This is a genomic window from Methylobacterium sp. CM6247, from assembly GCF_054817925.1.
On the sequence record NZ_JBTXKX010000003.1, the window covers coordinates 5,374,510 to 5,393,310 of the forward strand.

Below are 18,801 nucleotides of genomic sequence, written 5' to 3' on the forward strand. Positions count from 1 at the left end.
CGCCGACGCTCGGCCGCTCAGAACTTTCCGAGCATCGGGAAATCGACGTTCAAGGCGGATTCGGCCGCAAGCGGCGCCTCGCGGCGGCGCGGCTTGCGGTTGATGACCTGTTTCAGCTTCGATTTCAGCACCGACATATCGAACGGCTTCAGGATGAAGGCGTCTGCGCCGGCCTGGTGAGCGAGGTTGATGTCCTCGAAATCGAAGGAGGCTTCGGTGAGGATGAAAGGCGTGTTCATCAGAGCATCGTCACCGCGAATTTCGCGCAGCAATGTCAGCCCGTCCATCGGCTCCATGGCCAGATCCGAGATGACCAGGGCGTATTTGCGCTCGCGCAGCCGCTCCAACGCGTCGGGGCCGCTGGTCACGCCATCGACGTCGGGGAAACCGATCCGCGTCATCAGAAGGATGACGAGCTTCAACAGTTTCTCCTGATCGTCGACAATCAGGATCGGTGGCGTCTCGCTCATGGGCTTTCGAAGCTCAGGGTCGGATATCCGACGTCAGGAAGGCTGAGATGGAATATCAGACGAAAAGATGGTCGATACCCTGTTTGGCCATGGATTCGGCCTGGAGCGCAACCGCGAGAGAATGGATGACCCCGGCTTTCGGCGTGCCGCGCTGAAACATCGGCAGCAAGCCGGCCTTCTGGAAGATCGCGTCGTTCGCTGGGTTGCGGATGACGGTCACGAACGAGTTAACGAATTCCCGCTTCACGATCTCGCGCCACTCGACGATCTGGACGTCGCGATGCCGGGTGTCGTTGCTGATCCGGCCGAACGTGTCGTTCACGGAGGTGCGCTCGCCCTCGATGATCTGGGCGGCGAAATTCTGCTCCACCAGTAGGAAACTGGTGATCACCGAAAATTCGTTCTTCTTCTGAGCCTGACGGGTGATCTCGCCGAGCTGACGCGTCCGGCCTGCCGCGTCCGCCGCGAGATTCAGGCGGGAGAAGTAGATGAGGTGGACAAGGGTCGTCCGCTTGCTCTTCATGATCCCCGCCCGTTGCGCTCACGGCTGGATGATAATCGGCACAGGCATAACGCTGGGTAAACGATGCGCCAAGCTTTTACGGAACCGGCAAAAGCTGCCGGGTGCCTCGGGGAAAAGGCCATTCTTGCCGGCCGGACATAAATATTATCTCGTTATTTCAATGGCTTAGATTTGGCATCCCGCTTGCGGATGATGGCATGAACCAGTTTCGGTCCACGTCATTTTCAACAAAGGTTGCCGGTCATGGATGTGTTTTCCGCGCTGCAGACGGCGGTCTCGGGCATGAAGGCCCAGGGCTTCTCTCTGGAAAACATCTCCGGCAACATCGCGAACTCGCAGACCACGGGCTTCAAGCGCGTCGATACCAGCTTCGTCGACCTCGTCGCCGAGCAGGCGCCCAGCCGTCAGGTCTCCGGCAGCGTCAGGGCCAATTCCGTCCTGACCAACTCGATCCAGGGCAACATCATCGCGACCGAGATACCGACCAACATGGCCCTGAACGGGCCGGGATTCTTCGCCGTGCAGACGAAGGCCAGCGACGTCAATGGTCAGACTTCGTTCTCGCCGGAAAATCTCTATACGCGCCGAGGCGATTTCAAGACAGACTCAGAAGGCTATCTGCGTAATGGCGGAGGAGCTTATCTGACAGGAACCAATATCGACCCCATCACAGGCAACGCCGGGAGCGAAGGCCCTATCCAGATTTCGCAACGGCCAATCCCTGGCAAAGCAACGGGCACGATCAGCTATGCAGCGGATCTTCCAAAAAATCCCGCTAACACTTTGGTTGGAACGACATTTTCTGGCACAGCTAGCCCGATTATCCTGACGGGCAACGGAAATGGAACTGTTGCTGCGGGTACCGATGCAGATAAACTCATAAATGGCAGCATTACAGGCCCAATGCTGCAGATATACTCAGCCAGCGGAGCACCTGTACAACTAAATACAGTATGGGCGAAAGTTCAAGACGCAGCCGCCCCCCAGAACGCGGTTTGGAATCTATTCTATGCAAACGACACTACGGTTGCCCCAGGGAAGTCGTCATGGACGAATGCAGGAACGGCCTTCGAATTCGATGCGGGCGGAACGCTTGTGAACCCAGATACAGGTTCCATTACGCTCGCAGCGCCGACGATTGATGGCGTTAACCTCGAACCTATTGCTATCAATTACGGCGAAGGGCTGTCATCCTTCGGCGCGAAAAACATAGCAATGTCTGAGCTCAAACAGGATGGATTTACATCGGGTACATTTAAGGATAGTTACATCACCGAAGGCGGAGATGTTGTCGCAAGCTATAGCAACGGAAATACTGTCTCTGTTGCAAAGATCAAGGTGGTGCAGTTCACAAACCCCGATGGACTGAAGGCGGATTCGTCAGGCAATTATCGTCAGACCCTTGACTCCGGAGTCCCAGTCACGGGCCTCAACGGCACCACGATCGAAGGTCAAAACATCGAGCAGTCGAATACGGACATTGCGAGTGAATTCTCGAAGATGATCGTAACCCAACAGGCCTATTCTGCGAACACGAAGGTCATCTCGACCGCGCAGGATATGATGTCCGCGTTGATCAACATCATCCGCTGAGGTCCGATTTTTCCGGTGACGTAGAGGGAGGGCAAGCGTGTCGTTATCAGCCCTGAACACGGCCGCGGCCGGCCTGAAGACCACTCAGGCCGCCATCGGCATCGTCTCGCAGAACATCGCGAATGTCGGTACCACCGGCTATGTCAAGCGCTCGCTCGACACCGTCGCGCAGGGGCCCGGCAATTCCGGCGTCGCCATCGGCACGATCAACCGGGTCTTCGACGAGAATTCGTTGAAGCAGCTGCGGCTGGAGACGTCTGGCGCGGCCTATACGGGCATGATGGCGGACGTCCGGACCCAGCTCGACAAGCTCTACGGCACGCCCGGCACGACGAGCGCCCTCGACGGGGTGATGAACAGCTTCACCCTGTCGCTCCAGACCCTCGGCGCTGCCCCGGACTCCGCGCCTGCCCGCTCCGCCGTGGTCGCGGCGGCATCGAACCTCGCGACGAAGATCGGAAGCATTGCGGAGGGGGTCCAATCCCTGCGCACCGCGACCGAGAGCCAGCTGTCCAACGATACGTCGGCGGCGAGCGGCCTGCTCTCGTCCATTGCCCAACTCAACGTGAAGATCGCGGCCACCAGCGACGATGGGTCCAAGGTCGCCCTGCTCGATCAGCGCGACCAGGCCCTCAATTCCCTCTCCGGCTATCTCGACGTGCAGGCCTCGGTGCAGCGCGACGGGACCGTCACGGTCATGACTAATTCCGGCATGACCCTGGTGGACCGGGCCAGCGCGGCGACTTTGAGCTTCGACGGCCGCGGCACGCTCGGCCCCGAGGACAGCTATTCCGCGGACCCCGCTCAGCGCGGCGTCGGAACCATCACGGCGACCACGCCGGGCGGCGGAACGATCGATCTGGTGGCCTCGAACGCGATCCGTTCGGGCTCGCTGGCTGCTGGAATCGAACTGCGCGATACGGTTCTGCCTCAGGCCCAGCGCCAGCTCGACGATCTCGCGGCGGGCCTGTCGCGGTCGCTGTCCGATAGCTCGGTGGTGGGCACGCCTGCGACGGCGGCGGGCGGGGCGGGATTCGACATCGACCTGACCGGCCTGAGCGCCGGCAATGCCATCACGATCAGCCTCAAGGACGCCAACGGCGCCCAGCGCAACCTGATCCTGGTTCCGTCCAACCTGACTCCGCCCGCCGCCGTGAACCGGACCGATGTCACCGACCCGCTGGCGACCATCGTCCCGTTCACGGTGGGAAGCGACCCGGCGAAGTTTGGCACCGAGATCGCAGCCGCCCTCGGCTCGCCCTTCAGTGTCTCCTCCAACCCCACGGTCGGCAAAGGTGGCGTCAGGATCCTAGCCCCGGCGAACGGGACCACGACGATCCAAGGGATCAGCGCGAGCGTCACCCAGTCCAAAACGGCCGATGAGGTGACGAACGGCCAGCCGCAGATCGCGCTCTTCGTGGATGGCGGTGGCAAGTCCCGCCTCTTCACCGGCTCGTTCGATGGCGGCTCACAGCTGACGGGCTTTGCCCAACGCATCGCCGTGAACCCGGCGGTGGCGGCAAAGACCGAATCGCTGGTGAAGATGTCGTCATCCACTCCGGCCGACGACGTAACGCGACCGCAATACCTCTACGACGCGCTCACGACCACCAGTCGGACCTTCTCGGCGGCGAGCGGGATCGGGGGCATCAGCGCCCCCTTCACGACCTCGGTTCAGGACTTCACCCAGAAGATCATCGACGCCCAGGGCGCCGCCACAGCGACCGCACAGTTTCTCGACGAAGGGCAGAGCATCGCCCTTGCCACGGCCCAGGGCCGGTTCGCGAGCACATCCGGCGTCAAGATCGACGAGGAGATGTCGAAGCTCGTCGGATTGCAGACGGCCTATACCGCCAATGCCCGCGTCCTCACGGCCGCGCGCGACATGTTGGACACGCTCCTCCGGATCTAGAGCCTCGTTCCGGCATCCGGTTCTTCCGAAACGTGGTTTCCACGGTTCGGGTCAATTCTCCGGCGTCTTTCATCGGTCAAACCCGTGAAGACCCTTTCGCCGAGGTCACGATGACGATCAGCGCCTTCACGGCAGGCACCTATTTCCAGGACCGCAACACGGCGAATCTGGTCAGCCAGAAGGCGCGCCTCGAAACATTGACGGCCCAGCTCACCACCGGACGCAATGCGGAGACGTATGGCGGCATTGGCTCGGCGCGAACCACCAGCCTCTCTGCCCACGCCTCGCTGAGCGCGCTCGATGGCTACGATGCCGCGATCAACGCGAACACGACGCGGGTGACCGTCGCCAGTTCGGCGGTGACACAGCTCTCCAACCTCAGCGGCATCGTCCAGGGTTCGTTGAATAACGGGTCGATCGCGTCCGGTTCGAACGCCGTGCAGGTAGCCAGGAACAGCCTGGACGCCGCCGTGGACGCCTTGAACCAGGACGTCGCCGGCAATTACATCTTCGGCGGTCGCGATTCGGACGCTCCGCCCGTCGCCTCGTCGGATGCGATCCTCAACGGCATACCCAGCCGTAACCTCGACGGCCTCAAGACCGTGGTGAGCGAACAGATCGCCGCCGACCTCGGTCCGAATGGCAATGGCCGCATCGCCACGGGCGTGTCGGGCTCCACCGTGACGGTCAGCGAAGAGGATCTCGGCGCGGGAGGCACGGAAGCACGAGCGAATTTCGGCTTCAGCCTCGTCTCTGCGGCCAGCTCGAACCCGGCGGCCATCACGGCGGGGCCGATGACGGCGCGCACGAATCCGGCCGTGACCTTCTCCGTGGCCAATGCGCCGGCGGAAGGCGACCGCATTCGCGTGGCGATCAACCAGCCCGACGGAACCCAGACTTTCACCGACCTGATCGTTACCGCCAATCCTCCGGCGGACGCCACGAATACGATTCCGCTCGGCACTGCCGCCGACACCGCCGCCGCCCTCACCAAGAGATTCGAGAACCAGGCCGTTGCCAGCATCCAGGGCAAGGCCTCCCTCGGGCTCGCCGCGAATTTCGGCACCGGCACGCCGGCCTCGGTGGAGCTGGCCGTAAAAGCCCCTCCGGCAGCGGGTGACACGCTGACCTTCAAGCTCGCGCTTCGCGACGGTACCACGCAGACGATCACGCTGACCGCGAAGGCGAATGCGGATGCGAAGTCCACCACCGAGTTCTCGTTGACCGGTGACGTCGCGGCCAACATCTCGACCGCCCTGTCGAACGCGCTGAAGGAGACGGCCGGGACGACCCTCTCGGCGAGTTCGGCGTCGCGCGCCACCCAGGATTTCTTCGCCGGGTCGAAGACCGAGGGATTTGCACCGCGCCGCGTATCGGCGGAAGGGAACGGCTACGCGGAAGGGGCCAGCACCACGACCGTCATATGGTACACCGGCGACGATACCTCGACCGATCCACGGGCGACGGCGTCGGTGCAGATCGGTTCGGACCGGAAGATCGGAATCGGAGCCCAGGCCAACGAGGCGCCGATCCGCGCGGTCCTCGCCGGGATTGCGCAGGTCGCGGTGCAGAGCTTCACCACCACGCAGACCGGAACGCCGGAGGCGGCACGCTACCTCGCCGTCTCGGAACGTTCACGCTCGCTCCTCACCTCCACCGCCGGGCGCGAGGGAATACAGTCCATCGCCAGCGATCTCAGCCTGGCGGCCAAGACCATGACGGAGACGAAGGCCGACAACCGCGCCGCCAGGGCCGCCCTTCATGACAGTCTCGACGGCGTCGATACGGTCTCCCTCGAGGAAGTCACCGCGAAGCTCCTGGCACTCCAGAACCAGCTTCAGGCGAGCTACCAAGTGACCTCGATGCTCTCGAAACTGACGCTGACGAACTACCTCTCCTGAATCAGGCAGCCGCCAAGCCGCGCTTGCGCAGCAGCGGATCGATGCTCGGCAGGCGGCCGCGGAAGGCGATGTAGGCCTCACCGGGATCGCGCAGGTTTCCGGCGCCGTAGACGAACTTGCGCAGCCGCGCCGCCGTCTCGGGATCGAAGATATCGCCCGCCTCGCGGAACGCGTCGAAAGCGTCGGCATCGAGCACCTCGGACCAGAGGTAGCTGTAATATCCCGCCGCATAACCGTCGCCGGAGAAGATATGGGCGAAATGCGGCGAGCGGTGCCGCATGGAGATCTCCGCCGGCATGCCGATGCGCTGGAGCGCGTCGGCCTCGAAGGCCAGGACATCGAGCCCGTCCTCGCCGCCGCTCGACAGGTGCAGCGTCATGTCGACGATGGCCGAGGCTGTGTATTCTATGGTGGAGAAGCCCTGGTTGAAGGCCCGCGCCGCCAAGAGGCGCTTCAGCAACTCCTCCGGCATCGGCTCGCCGGTGCGGTGATGCCTGGCATGGGCCCGTAGGACCTGAGGCTGTTCGAGCCAGTGCTCATAGAGCTGCGAGGGCAGTTCCACGAAATCACCTGCCACCGCCGTGCCCGAGAGGAGCGGATAGGTGACGTCAGAGAGAAGGCCGTGGAGCGCATGGCCGAACTCGTGGAACAGGGTGCGCGCGTCGTCGAAGGAGAGCAGCGGTGTCTCACCCTCCGGCGCCTTGGCGAAGTTCATCACGTTGACGATGATCGGCGTGATGGTGCCGTTGAGCCGCTCCTGTGAGCGGAAGGCGCTCATCCAGGCACCGCTGCGCTTCGAAGACCGCGCGAAATAATCGCCGAGGAAGATGCCGACCTCGGACCCGTCGGCATTGCGCACCACCCAGGCCCGCACATCGGGGTGGTAGCGGGGAAAGTCGGTGAGTTCCTCGAAGCGCAGGTCGAACAAGCGCGAAGCCGTGTCGAAGGAGGCCGCGATGACACCATCGAGGGGCAGGTAGGGCTTGATCTCGCCCTCGTCGAGATCGTGCTCGGCCCGCCGCAGCTTCTCGGCATAGTGGCGCCAATCATGCGGCCCCAGGGCGATATTGGCCCCTTCGGACGTGGCCAGGGCCTGCAGGCGGTCGCGCTCGGTGCCGGCACGGGCATGGGCCGGCGTCCAGACGTTGCGCAGCAATTCCATCGCGGCGTCGGGCGAGCCCGCCATGGTGTCTGACAGTTTGAAATGGGCGAAGCTGTCGAAGCCGAGCAGGCGGGCCCGCTCCGCGCGGAGGGCGATGATCTCGGCGATGATGGCCCGGTTGTCCGTGGCGCCGCCGCTCTCGCCACGCCGGATCCAAGCCTGATAGGCCTTCTCGCGCAGGTCACGCCGGGTCGAGAACACCAGGAACGGCTCGATGAGTGAGCGCGACAGGGTGATGATGTGCGCATGCTCGCCGCCCCGATCCTTGGCGGCGCTGGCGGCAGCGGAGCGAAGGAACTCGGGGAGCCCGGCGAGATCCTCCTCACCGTCGAGGGGGAGGATGAACGCGCCCTCATCGGCCAGCAGGTTCTGGCTGAACGTGGTCCCGAGTTCAGCCATCCGCCCCGCGATCTCCGCCATCCGGGTCTTCGCCTCAGCGGCAAGATCGGCACCGGCGCGGCGAAAGCGCGTGCGGTAGCGGTCGAGCACGCGGCGCTCCTCGTCGCCGAGGGCCTCCGCATCCGGATCGACGGCGGAGATCCGCGCCCAGAGCAGCGGGTTGAGATAGATCGCGCTGCCGTGGCGCGCGAGGCGTGGGGTGATCGCCCGCTCCACCGCCTGGAGCTCGGGGCTGGTGTTGCTGCCGCTGAGGTTGAAGAAAACGGAGGCGACGCGGTCGAGATCGAGGCCGGCGCGCTCCAGGGCCTCGACGGTGTTGGGGAAACGTGCCGGCTCGGTGTTGCCGGCAATGGCGGCGATCTCGGCATCATGCGCGTCGAGTGCGGCTTCGAAGGCGGGCAGATAATGTTCCGGCCGGATCCGCTCGAAGGGCGGAATGCCGAACGGCGTGTCCCATACGGCCTCGGCGAACGGTCCGATGTCCCGGGTCTCGGTGGCGGTTGCGCTCGTCATGGTCGTCCTTCGGTGTCGTCCGGGCCTATGCGGGGGAACCTAGTCATCCCGGCAAGCGAGCGCAAAGAGTCCCGTCGGCATTTTCGCCACGGTGTCACTCGGGTTTTCAACGAAGGGGCTTCCAGGCCTTGGGCGCTTGCACCCAAGCTCAGGCCGACGCAGGTTGCGCCCCGCCATGGCACCCCTGACCCGAACCACCTCCGTTTCCCTCCGTTCCGCCGGACTCGTGCTGGCGGCGGGCGGCTTCCTGGCCGCCGGCATCGGCGTGGCCACGGCACAGAGCCTTTCGGTCGATCTCGGTCAGGGCGGCGTCACTGAGCGAGCGCTCCAGCTCGTCGCCCTCATCACCGTCCTGGCGCTGGCGCCCTCGGTGCTGGTGATGGCGACCTCGTTCACGCGAATCGTCGTGGTGCTGTCGATCCTGCGCTCGGCGCTGGGGACGCAGAGCGCGCCGCCGAACGCCGTGATCACCAGCCTCGCGCTGTTCCTCACCGCCTTCGTCATGGCACCGACGGCGCGCGAGGCCTATCGCACCGGGATCGAGCCGCTCATCGCGGGCCAGATCACCCAGGGCGTGGCGTTCGAGAGGGCCTCGGCTCCGTTCAAGACCTTCATGCTGCGCAACGTGCGCGAGAAGGACCTGAAGCTGTTCCTCGACATGGCGAAGGCCCCCGCCCCCGCCGGGCCGGAGGCCATCGGCCTGGAGATCGTCACGCCGGCCTTCATGATTTCGGAGTTGCGCCGCGCCTTCGAAATCGGCTTCCTGCTCTTCATCCCCTTCCTCGTCATCGATCTGGTCGTCGCCTCGATCCTGATGGCGGTGGGCATGATGATGGTGCCGCCGGCGACGGTGGCCCTGCCGTTCAAGCTGATCTTCTTCGTGCTGGTCGACGGCTGGACCCTCGTGGCCGGATCGCTGATCCAGAGCTACGGAAGCTGACGGCGGCAACCCAGACACTCAGCCGTGCAGGTGATCCAGGATGGCGAGACCCGCCGGGGTCGCCTCGTAGCGCGCCCGCTGGGTTTTCTGATTGCGCTCGGTGACCGCCAGAAGCTCGGCCTCCCCGGACAGGGTCTCCACCGCACGCAGGACGAGCGCGTGCTCGACGCCGAAGACGCGGGCGAAGCTTCGGCTGTCGGCGGCGAGCTTCAGATGAAGGCCCGCGAGCAGCCCGGCCTCCAGGGTCGACAGGCCGGGCTGGAGGTCGGCGATGGAATCGGTGACGGCGAGAAAGGTCTCGGCGTCGGCAGGAGGCTCGCTCACGCGGCCTCCGCCGGACGGCGAAGCGACACCATCACTGATTTCGACGTCGGCGTGTCGCTCTCCTTGCCGAAGGACGACAGGGGAACGAGGACGTTGAGCTCCGGGTAGTAACCGGCGAGACTGCCGCGCGGCATGTCGAAGGGCACGAGGCGGAAGCCTTCGGCCACCCGCACCACGCCGTCGTCATGGGTGCCGACGATATCGACCCGGTCGCCTGCGACGGCACGGATCTCGGCCAGGTCGTCGGGATGCGCGAACAGTACCTGACGCTCGCCGTAGACCCCGCGATAGCGGTCGTCGAGGCCATAGACGGTGGTGTTGTACTGATCGTGGCTGCGGAAGGTCTGGAGCACGAAGGCGCCGGCCTTCGTCCGCGCCTGCTGATGCTCCGTCGCCTCCGGGAGGGCATCGGCCGAGAAGTTCGCTTTCCCGTTCAGCGTCTCGAAATTGCGCTCGGCAGCGAGGTTGCGCAGCATGAAGCCGCGCGGACGGCGGACGCGGGCGTTGTAACCGGTGAACCCCGGAATGGTCCGCTCGATCAGCGCGCGGATGCCGTCGTAATCGTCGGCGAGGGCGGCCCAATCGACCTTGTCCGAGCCGACGGTGGCCGCGGCCATGCCGGCGATGATCGCGATCTCGGAGCGCAGCTCCGGCGAGGCGGGCTTGTTGATGCCGCCCGAGCCGTGGACCATGCTCATGGAATCCTCGACCGTAACGATCTGGATCTTGCCCTTCGAATTCCGGTCGATCTCGGTGCGGCCGATGCAAGGCAGCAGGTAGGCGACCCGGCCCGGCACCAGATGCGAGTGGTTGAGCTTGGTGGCGATATGGACGGTGAGCTCGCAGGAGGCGAGCGCCTTGGCTACCAGCGCCGTATCCGGCGTGGCGCGGGCGAAATTGCCGCCGAGCCCGATGAAGGCCTTCGACGATCCGTCGAGCATGGCGCCGATGGCGCCGATGACGTTGTGGCCGTGCTTGCGCGGGGCGACGAAGCCGATCTCACGCTCGAGGGCGTCAAGCAGGGCGGCGGGCGGCTTCTCGTTGATGCCCACCGTGCGGTCGCCCTGCACGTTGGAATGGCCGCGCACGGGACAGAGGCCAGCGCCGGGACGGCCGATATTGCCGCGCAGGAGCATGACGTTGGTCATCTCCCGGATGGTGGCCACCGAGTGTTTGTGCTGGGTCACGCCCATGGCCCAGGTGCAGATGACCTTGTCGGCACCGAGATAGACGTCGGCCGCGACCTCGATATCGGCGCGGGACAGGCCGGACTGGTCCTCGATCGCCTCCCAGGTGGTCGCCTCCACGACGGCGCGATAGGCCTCATGCCCCTCGGCATGGTGGCTGAGGAAGGCGCGATCGAGGACGGAAGGCCGGCCGGCGGCGAGTGCCGCGTCGTCGGCGGCGAAGACCGCCTTGGCGATGCCGCGGAACACCGCCATGTCGCCGCCCGGACGCGGCTGGTAATAATGGCTCGCCACCGGGGCGCTGGCGCCGCGCAGCATCTCCACGGTGTTCTGCGGATCGGCGAAACGCTCCAGACCGCGCTCGCGCACGGGGTTGTAGACCACGACGCGGGCGCCGCGGGTCGCCGCCTTGCGAAGGTCGCCGAGCATGCGCGGATGGTTGGTGCCGGGGTTCTGGCCGACCACGAAGATCGCGTCCGCCTTCTCGAAATCCTCGAGCAGGACAGTGCCCTTGCCGATGCCGATGGCTGCCTGAAGGGCGATGCCGCTGGCCTCGTGGCACATGTTGGAGCAATCGGGGAAGTTGTTGGTGCCGTAGAGCCGGGCGAACAGCTGGTAGATGTAAGCCGCCTCGTTGGAGGCGCGGCCGGAGGTGTAGAACTCGGCCCGGTCGGGGCTGTCGAGACCACGCAGGGTGGCGCCGATCTCGGCGAAGGCCGCATCCCAGCTGACCGGCAGGTAGCGGTCGCTCGCTGCGTCGTAGCGCATGGGATGGGTCAGGCGGCCCTCGCCTTCGAGCGCGTAATCCGTCCATGTCCGCAGCGACGTCACCGTGTGCTTCGCGAAGAACTTCGGCGGCGTACGCTTGTCGGTCGCCTCCCATGAGACGGCCTTCACGCCGTTCTCACAGAACTCGAACGAGGAACCGTGCGCCGGGTCACCCCAGGCGCAGCCGGGACAATCGAACCCATCGGGCTGATTGGCCTTGAGCATGGCGCGGGCCCCGGAGAGCGGGGCGCGACTGCTCAGCAGGTGTTTGCCGCAGCTCTTCAGCGCGCCCCAACCGCCAGCGGCGGAGGAACGCTTGGGGGACGCGACCGGGTGATCCATGAACGATCCTGGCTCGGCAAAAAATGGCCTGGACGGCGGTATCGCCATGCGAAACCACGTCCTCTTCCACCAGCGATATCGCACCGCACACCGGTCACTCAAACACGGATAAACGCGGGCCAGTCATGCGCTTGCGACGGTGCATTGGCGCGAAACCGAGTAGTCTTTCGAAGTTCTAAACTCGCCCCCGCGTCAGGCGCATGAACCGCATGCGACGAAAGCCGGGTTAGAGCTCGCGCGTCTTGAGTAGCACCCGGCCGACAGAGGTTCGTGCCGCGATGCGGAAGACGGTCCTGCCGCGTCATCACCCTTTTTGGAGTGAGACGCCGAGGATCCGGGCTTTCTCGAAGGACTAAGCGGCAGCTGTCCCGAGTTTGGCCAGTGTCGCCGCGTCCCGGCCGACGATCGTCGACAGGTCGCGAGCATCTTCCGCGGCGAGTTTTCTGAGCAAGCCGGCTTTGATCGACCCGACGAGCCCAGGACCGGCATAGACCAGCGCAGAGTAGAGCTGCAGCAGGCTCGCCCCTGCGAGGATCTTGGTCCAGGCCGCCTCGGCCGAGTCGATGCCGCCCACGCCGATGAGCGGGATGGTGCCGCCCACGCGCAGGTAGGTTTCTGCCAGGAGGCGGGTCGCCGGCTCGAAAAGCGGGCGACCGGAGAGCCCCCCGGTCTCCTTGGCCAGGGAGGCGTCGGCCAGATTGGCCGGCCGCGCGATGGTGGTGTTGGAGACCACGAGCCCCTGCACCTTCCTCCGCAAAGCGGTGGCGACGATGGAATCGAGCGCTTCGAGCGAGATATCGGGGGCGATCTTCAGCAGAATCGCAGTCCCGGCGGAGGCCTTGTCGCGAGCCTCGACCACGCGTCCGAGCAGATCATCCAGGAACGCTTCGCCCTGAAGGTCACGCAGGCCGGGCGTGTTCGGCGAAGAAACGTTGACGGTGACAAAGGCGACATGCGGCGCCAATGCCGAGGTGCAGGCCACGTAATCGGCGATCCTGTCGCTCGACTCCTTATTGGCGCCGATATTGATTCCGACCAATCCGGTCCGGCCGCTTCTCGCCGCGAGGCGACCGCGCACGATGTCGAGCCCTTCGCTGTTGAGGCCGAAGCGGTTGATGACGGCGCCGTCGGCGCTGAGACGGAACACGCGCGGGCGTGGATTGCCACCTTGAGGCTTCGGAACGACGCCGCCGACCTCCACGAAGCCGAAGCCCAGGCCGAGCAGCGCGTCGGGCACCTGCGCGCCCTTGTCGAATCCTGCCGCCAGTCCGACCGGGTTGGGGAACCGACGGCCGAAGGCATCAACCGCGAGCCTCGGATCGTCCGGGGCCGGCTTGCGGGGTGGCAGAAGAGCCAGCCCACGTAAGGTGAGGTTGTGCGCCGTCTCGGCGTCGAGACCATGCAGGATCGGCTTTGCGAGGGGAAAGAGCGCGCCGATCATACCGATGCTCCGGTCGAGGGAGTAGTGGGCGAAACCAGATCGGCGGGAAACAGATGCCGGCCGTCCGGCCCGATCGGAAGATCGGTGACGGACCTGACCGCATCGAGCCGGAGGTCGCCGTAGAGATGCGGGAACAGCGCCCCGCCGCGCGAGGGCTCGTAGCGAAGGGCATCTCCCAACGCATCGGCGTCGATCCCGACGAGGACGAGATCGGGAACACCGGCGAAATGCCGAGATGCAGTTTCAGCCACTTGGTCAGCGGTGGAGAAATGAATGAACCCATCGGCATGGTCGACCGGAGCACCGGTGAACCGGCCCGCTTCCTCGGCCTCGCGCCACAAGGCACGCGGGCATATCTTGTAGATCATTGACATCGCGCGTTGCCTTCCGGTTCGACCGCGACCGCGATAGAACGGGCAGGCATCCGTCGCAACCAGCGGCTATTTCTACCTTTGGCCGTGAGTTTGTAATTTCTCCATCTCAAGGATAGTGGCGGCGCGCCGTTGCTTCCGCCGCTTTTTAGTTCTACTTTCCTAAAGCTAGGCTGGATGTCTTAGCCATTCTGATCGAGTCTCGCCATGCTGTCCCACGAGCAGATCTGGACCGCGATCGACCGTCTCGCGGAACGCCATGGATTCTCCGCTTCGGGTCTCGCGCGCCGTGCGGGGCTCGACGCCACGAGCTTCAACCGCTCGAAGCGGATCGGGCCGGACGGGCGCAAGCGCTGGCCCTCCACCGAATCGGTGTCGAAGGTACTCGCGGCCACCAATGCGACGCTGGACGATTTCCTTCGCCTCATCGAGGCACGGGAAGGCATGCCGCGCACCATGGTGCCGCTGATCGGCATGACTCAGGCGGGCGCGGGCAGGCTCTTCACTGAGGAAGGCATGCCCACCGGCGGGCCGGGCTGGGAAGAAATCGAGTTTCCCGATCTCGGTGAGGATCGCGCCTTCGCCCTCGAAGTGCAGGGCGATTCCATGGAACCGCTCTACCGCGATGGTGACGTGCTGATCGTGTCTCCCACCGCCAGCGTCCGCAAAGGCGACCGCGTGGTGGTGCGGCTGGCCAGCGGCGAAGTGCTGGCCAAGGAATTGCGCCGCAAGACCGCCCGGACGATCGAGTTGCTGTCGCTCAACCCGAGCCACCCGGAACGCATCGTCCAAGTGGCGGAGATCGCCTGGATCGCGCGAGTGATGTGGGTGCGGCAGTAGACATCGTGGGGAAGCTCCGTGACGTCTTGGCGCTTCCGCCCGATGCGACTAACGCTGGAGCCCGTTCCGCTCCGACAGGCCTGGATACAGCATGGCGTTGCACGATCTGGACGGCGAACGGGATGAGGCTCCGAGCCCGCCTATCGATCTTCGCTCGGCCCTGGATGCCAGCGCCCTTCCCACGCTGCTGATCGACCAATCCAAGACGACGATCGTTGCGGCCAATCCTGCTTTTGCCCGGTTGACCGGCCACGATACCGGCGATCTCGTCGGACACGATGCCCATCTGCTTCTCGGTGCCAATACCGACAAGGACGCTCGCGCCGCTTTCGCCGCCGCGTTGGCAGGGACGCGGCCGGAGGGAATCGAGGTGCTGGCCTGGCGCAGGAACGGCTCGACCTTCTGGGCGGAGATCTTCACGGTCCGCCTGCCCGATACCGACCTTCTCCTCGTCCAGGTGATCGACGTGACCAGGCGGAGGGATGCGGAGGGTGCGCTGGCTTTATCGCGGCAACGCGAGGCGCTGGGCCTGCTCACGAACAGCGTCGCTCACGAGTTCAACAACTTCCTGCAGATTCTCATCGGCTATATCGACGGGCTGAAGCGACGTCTCGGCGACCGCGAGGAACCCTTCATCCAACGGGCGGTGATACGCTCCACCGACGCGGTGGAGCGGGCGACGATCCTGACGCGCCAGCTTCTGACCTTCTCGCGGCGGATCGCGCCGGATGTCCGCCCGGTCGATATGAATGCTCTCATCACTGCCTTCGCCGCGCGCATGCAAGCGACGCTTCCCCCGGGGGTCACCCTGACGATCCGCGCGGCGCCGGACCTGCCCAACGGGCTCACCAACCCGACCCAGGTGGATCTGGCCCTGTCTCACATCGTCGCCAATGCCTGCGAGGCGATGCCGTCCGGCGGAAGCATCGAGATCGCGAGTTTCGTGGTGCCGCCGAGCGACCCGGCGATCCGCCGTCCGGGCGACGGTGCGGTCGGTCTTTCCGTCCGCGATACCGGGCACGGGATGACACCGGAGATGGCGGCACGGGCGCTCGCGCCCTTCATCACGACTCGCGAGGCCGGACGCGGAGCAGGGCTCGCCATCGTCCACGGCCTGGTGAAACGTCAGAACGGGACCGTGTCTCTCGACAGCAAGCCCGGCGAGGGAACGACGGTACGGATGATCTTTCCCGCCGCTCTCTGAAATGCACCGGCTTTCTCAAGTCTCGCCGTCATTACAAAAGCAGGGCGCGGCCGGACTAAAACTCGTCGTCGAACGTCACCATATAAGATCCGGCATTCCCGCCGGGACTCTCTCAGACTTCGTTCAGAGGCGTATTCATGTTCATCCCCTCCACGCGTCGCACCCGCGCCGCGACCGTCTTCGCGCTCGCCGCGATGCTGGCCGTTGCTGCGCCCGTTGCCGAGGCCCGTCCAGGCGGCGGCGGTGGCATGGGCTCGCGCGGCTCGAAGACCTTCAACGCGCCCTCGTCCACGAACACGGCGCCGAGCGCTGCGCCGATCCAGCGCTCGCAGACGCAGCCCGGTTCGACCATGGGTAATCCCGGCACGACGAGCGCCGCTACGCAGCGTCCTCGCTTCGGTGGCGGCTTCATGGCCGGCCTTCTCGGCGCCGGCCTCCTTGGAGCGCTCCTGGGTGGTGGCTTCTTCGGTGGTCTCGGCGGCATCGCCTCGATGATCGGCCTGCTGCTGCAGGTCGGCCTCATCGTGATGGTCGTCGCCTTCGCGGTGCGTTGGTTCCGCCGCCGTCAGGGCAATCCGGCTCCCGCCGGCATGGCCCGCTCCAGCATGTCGGGCAATTCGAACCCGGCGGGCTACGGCTCGACGCCCGGCGCGGGTGCTGGTCCCGCCATGGGCGCCGGTTCGGCCATGGGTGCTGCTCCGCGCGGCGCGCCGCAGCCGACCGTCGGCAAGGTCGATATCGGCCCGGGCGACTTCCAGAGCTTCGAGATCGCCCTCAACGATGTGCAGGCGGCCTATGGCCGAGGCGACGTCGCTGCGTTGCGCAACCTCGCGACACCGGAAATGGCGGGCTACTTCGCCGATGAGCTGCGTGGCAACGAATCCCGCGGGGTCGTCAATCGGATCTCGAACGTGAAGCTTCTGCAGGGCGACCTGTCGGAATCATGGAGCGAGGGCCGGATGGAATACGCCACGGTGGCGATGCGCTACGCCATTACCGACGTGACGATCGACCTTCGGACCAACCAGACCGTCGAGACCGGCGAGCCGGAGGCCCTGGAGCTCTGGACCTTCGTGCGCGAGCGCGGCGGGCGCTGGATTCTCTCGGCGATCCAGCAGGGTCGCTGATCGCCTCAACGGCATCGGTCGAAACCAAGAAAGGGCCGCGCGGTGCAAACCGCGCGGCCCTTTTCTCATGAAGCCTACGCCTGGGATCAGGCGGCGCGCTTCTGGTAATCCTTGATGTCGGTGAACCGGACCTTCGGCGCGCGCTCTTCCTCGTAGCGGAGGGAAAAGGCGGTGGTCGCCATGAAGACGGGCGCACCGTCGAGGTCGCTCGCCATGGCCGAGCCATGGGTACCGATGAAGGAATCGAGATCGGTTTCCACATCCGATTCGATCCAGCGGCAGATCGAGAAGCGTGTCGGCTCATAATCGATGGGCAGGCCATACTCGGCCTGGAGCCGCTCCTTCAGCACGTCGAGCTGCAGCGCGCCGACGACGCCGACGATGGCCTGTGAGCCGTCATGCGGACGGAACACCTGGACGACGCCTTCCTCGCCCATCTGCTGAAGCGCTTCCCGCAGCTTCTTCGCCTTCATCGCATCGGTGAGCTTGATACGGCGCAGAATTTCCGGCGCGAAGCTCGGCACGCCGCGGAACACGATCTCCTCGCCCTCGGTGAGCGTATCGCCGATGCGCAGGGTGCCGTGGTTGGGGATGCCGACCACATCGCCGGCAAAGGCCTCGTCGGCGATAGCTCGGTCCTGCGCGAAGAAGAATTGCGGCGCGGACAGCGACATCGGCTTGCCGGTGCGCACGAGCTTCGCTTTCATCCCGCGGCTGAGCCTGCCCGAGCAGACCCGCATGAAGGCGATGCGGTCGCGATGGTTGGGATCCATGTTCGCCTGGATCTTGAAGACGAACCCTGTCATTTTCGGCTCGGTCGGCTCCACCAGGCGCTTGTCGCAATCCTGGCCGCGTGGCGGCGGCGCGAAGCGGGCGAGCCCGTCGATGAGATCGCGCACGCCGAAATTGCGCAGGGCCGAGCCGAAAAAGACCGGCGTGAGGTGCCCTTCGCGAAACGCCTCGAGATCGAACCGCTTGAGGCCGGATTCGGCGAGCTCCGCCTCTTCCCGCCACGTGGCGACCTCGCCTTCCTCGGTGAGCAACTGGTCGAAGAGCGGATCGTCCACTCCAGACACGGCCACGGTGCCGGCGTCGTCCGCCGCGTCGAGCCGGCGAACACGACCATTGCCGAGGTCGTAGGTGCCGGCAAAGCTCCGCCCCCGGCCGATGGGCCAAGTGACCGGCGCCACATCCAGCGCCAGGGTCTTCTCGATTTCGTCGAGCAGTTCGAACGGGTCGCGCGCCTCACGGTCGAGCTTGTTGATGAAGGTGACGATGGGGATGTCGCGCAGGCGGCAGACCTCGAACAGCTTACGCGTGCGCGCCTCGATGCCCTTGGCGGCGTCGATCACCATCACCGCCGAATCGACGGCCGTCAGGGTGCGGTAGGTATCCTCCGAGAAGTCCTCGTGGCCCGGCGTGTCGAGCAGGTTGAAGACGCAATCGCCATACTCGAAGGTCATCACCGAGGTGACGACCGAGATGCCGCGCTCCTTCTCGATTCCCATCCAGTCGGACCGGGTCGAGACGCGGTTGCGCTTCGCCTTGACCTCGCCGGCGAGCTGAATCGCGCCGCCGAACAGGAGCAGCTTCTCGGTGAGCGTGGTCTTGCCCGCATCAGGGTGGGAGATGATCGCGAAGGTACGGCGGCGGGCGACGGGATCCTTCGCCCTGTCGGCATCCTTACCGGTCGCGTCCTTGGGTTCTGTCTGCATCAACATCGCGGGCGGTTGCTTCTCTCGTCCGCCGGGGCGGGCTTGTCTGTACAAGGTCGGGGGCGTGCC

15 protein-coding genes are annotated in these 18,801 nt (G+C 65.3%); 7 read left to right on the forward strand and 8 right to left on the reverse strand.

The window, feature by feature from the left end; genetic code table 11:
* Window positions 1-17: 17 nt before the first annotated feature.
* Together ACYQOP_RS26460 and ACYQOP_RS26465 are read right to left on the reverse strand one after the other, a co-directional pair.
* A complete protein-coding gene (locus ACYQOP_RS26460) occupies window positions 18-470 on the reverse strand; it encodes a response regulator (RefSeq protein ID WP_056431165.1) in 453 nt (150 codons plus the stop codon).
* Window positions 471-525: 55 nt separating this feature from the next.
* Window positions 526-993: a BLUF domain-containing protein gene (locus tag ACYQOP_RS26465; RefSeq protein WP_461225118.1), complete on the reverse strand. Its 468-nt coding sequence runs from the start codon at window positions 991-993 to the stop codon at window positions 526-528.
* Window positions 994-1,236: 243 nt separating this feature from the next.
* Here ACYQOP_RS26465 and ACYQOP_RS26470 point away from each other — a divergent pair, with 243 nt between their 5' ends.
* The 3 genes from ACYQOP_RS26470 (at window position 1,237) to ACYQOP_RS26480 (ending at window position 6,399) form a co-directional block, all read left to right on the forward strand.
* Window positions 1,237-2,586, forward strand: a complete 1,350-nt coding sequence (locus ACYQOP_RS26470) for a flagellar hook protein FlgE (protein ID WP_461225120.1) — start codon at window positions 1,237-1,239, stop codon at window positions 2,584-2,586.
* A gap of 37 nt (window positions 2,587-2,623) precedes the next feature.
* Window positions 2,624-4,498, forward strand: a complete 1,875-nt coding sequence (gene flgK, locus ACYQOP_RS26475) for a flagellar hook-associated protein FlgK (protein ID WP_461225122.1) — start codon at window positions 2,624-2,626, stop codon at window positions 4,496-4,498.
* Between the two features lie 110 nt (window positions 4,499-4,608).
* Entirely contained in the window at window positions 4,609-6,399 is a 1,791-nt protein-coding gene (locus ACYQOP_RS26480; RefSeq protein WP_461225124.1) for a hypothetical protein, read from the forward strand.
* A 1-nt stretch (window position 6,400) separates the two neighbouring features.
* Here ACYQOP_RS26480 and ACYQOP_RS26485 read toward each other — a convergent pair whose 3' ends face one another.
* Window positions 6,401-8,473, reverse strand: a complete 2,073-nt coding sequence (locus tag ACYQOP_RS26485; RefSeq protein WP_461225126.1) for a M3 family metallopeptidase — start codon at window positions 8,471-8,473, stop codon at window positions 6,401-6,403.
* Window positions 8,474-8,648: 175 nt separating this feature from the next.
* Here ACYQOP_RS26485 and fliP point away from each other — a divergent pair, with 175 nt between their 5' ends.
* A complete protein-coding gene (gene fliP, locus ACYQOP_RS26490) occupies window positions 8,649-9,413 on the forward strand; it encodes a flagellar type III secretion system pore protein FliP (protein WP_461225127.1) in 765 nt (254 codons plus the stop codon).
* Window positions 9,414-9,431: 18 nt separating this feature from the next.
* Here fliP and ACYQOP_RS26495 read toward each other — a convergent pair whose 3' ends face one another.
* The 4 genes from ACYQOP_RS26495 to ACYQOP_RS26510 form a co-directional block, all read right to left on the reverse strand.
* Window positions 9,432-9,737: a hypothetical protein gene (locus ACYQOP_RS26495; RefSeq protein WP_207411600.1), complete on the reverse strand. Its 306-nt coding sequence runs from the start codon at window positions 9,735-9,737 to the stop codon at window positions 9,432-9,434.
* Window positions 9,734-12,034, reverse strand: a complete 2,301-nt coding sequence (locus ACYQOP_RS26500) for an FdhF/YdeP family oxidoreductase (protein WP_461225130.1) — start codon at window positions 12,032-12,034, stop codon at window positions 9,734-9,736. The genes ACYQOP_RS26495 and ACYQOP_RS26500 overlap by 4 nt, the downstream gene beginning before the upstream one ends.
* Before the next feature lie 352 nt (window positions 12,035-12,386).
* On the reverse strand, window positions 12,387-13,475 hold the full coding sequence (locus tag ACYQOP_RS26505) for a quinone-dependent dihydroorotate dehydrogenase (RefSeq protein WP_461225132.1): 1,089 nt from the start codon (window positions 13,473-13,475) through the stop codon (window positions 12,387-12,389).
* A complete protein-coding gene (locus ACYQOP_RS26510; RefSeq protein ID WP_461225134.1) occupies window positions 13,472-13,849 on the reverse strand; it encodes a DUF952 domain-containing protein in 378 nt (125 codons plus the stop codon). The genes ACYQOP_RS26505 and ACYQOP_RS26510 overlap by 4 nt, the downstream gene beginning before the upstream one ends.
* A gap of 204 nt (window positions 13,850-14,053) precedes the next feature.
* Here ACYQOP_RS26510 and ACYQOP_RS26515 point away from each other — a divergent pair, with 204 nt between their 5' ends.
* The 3 genes from ACYQOP_RS26515 to ACYQOP_RS26525 all read left to right on the forward strand — a co-directional run bounded on the left by ACYQOP_RS26515 (window position 14,054) and on the right by ACYQOP_RS26525 (window position 17,017).
* Window positions 14,054-14,686, forward strand: coding sequence for a S24 family peptidase (locus ACYQOP_RS26515; RefSeq protein ID WP_056431196.1), 633 nt, complete (start codon window positions 14,054-14,056; stop codon window positions 14,684-14,686).
* Window positions 14,687-14,777: 91 nt separating this feature from the next.
* Window positions 14,778-15,890: an ATP-binding protein gene (locus ACYQOP_RS26520; RefSeq protein WP_461225136.1), complete on the forward strand. Its 1,113-nt coding sequence runs from the start codon at window positions 14,778-14,780 to the stop codon at window positions 15,888-15,890.
* A gap of 137 nt (window positions 15,891-16,027) precedes the next feature.
* Window positions 16,028-17,017, forward strand: coding sequence for a TIM44-like domain-containing protein (locus ACYQOP_RS26525; protein WP_461225138.1), 990 nt, complete (start codon window positions 16,028-16,030; stop codon window positions 17,015-17,017).
* Between the two features lie 86 nt (window positions 17,018-17,103).
* Here the strand turns inward: ACYQOP_RS26525 and ACYQOP_RS26530 are convergent, their stop codons facing one another.
* On the reverse strand, window positions 17,104-18,738 hold the full coding sequence (locus ACYQOP_RS26530) for a peptide chain release factor 3 (RefSeq protein WP_056431206.1): 1,635 nt from the start codon (window positions 18,736-18,738) through the stop codon (window positions 17,104-17,106).
* Between the last annotated feature and the right edge of the window lie 63 nt (window positions 18,739-18,801).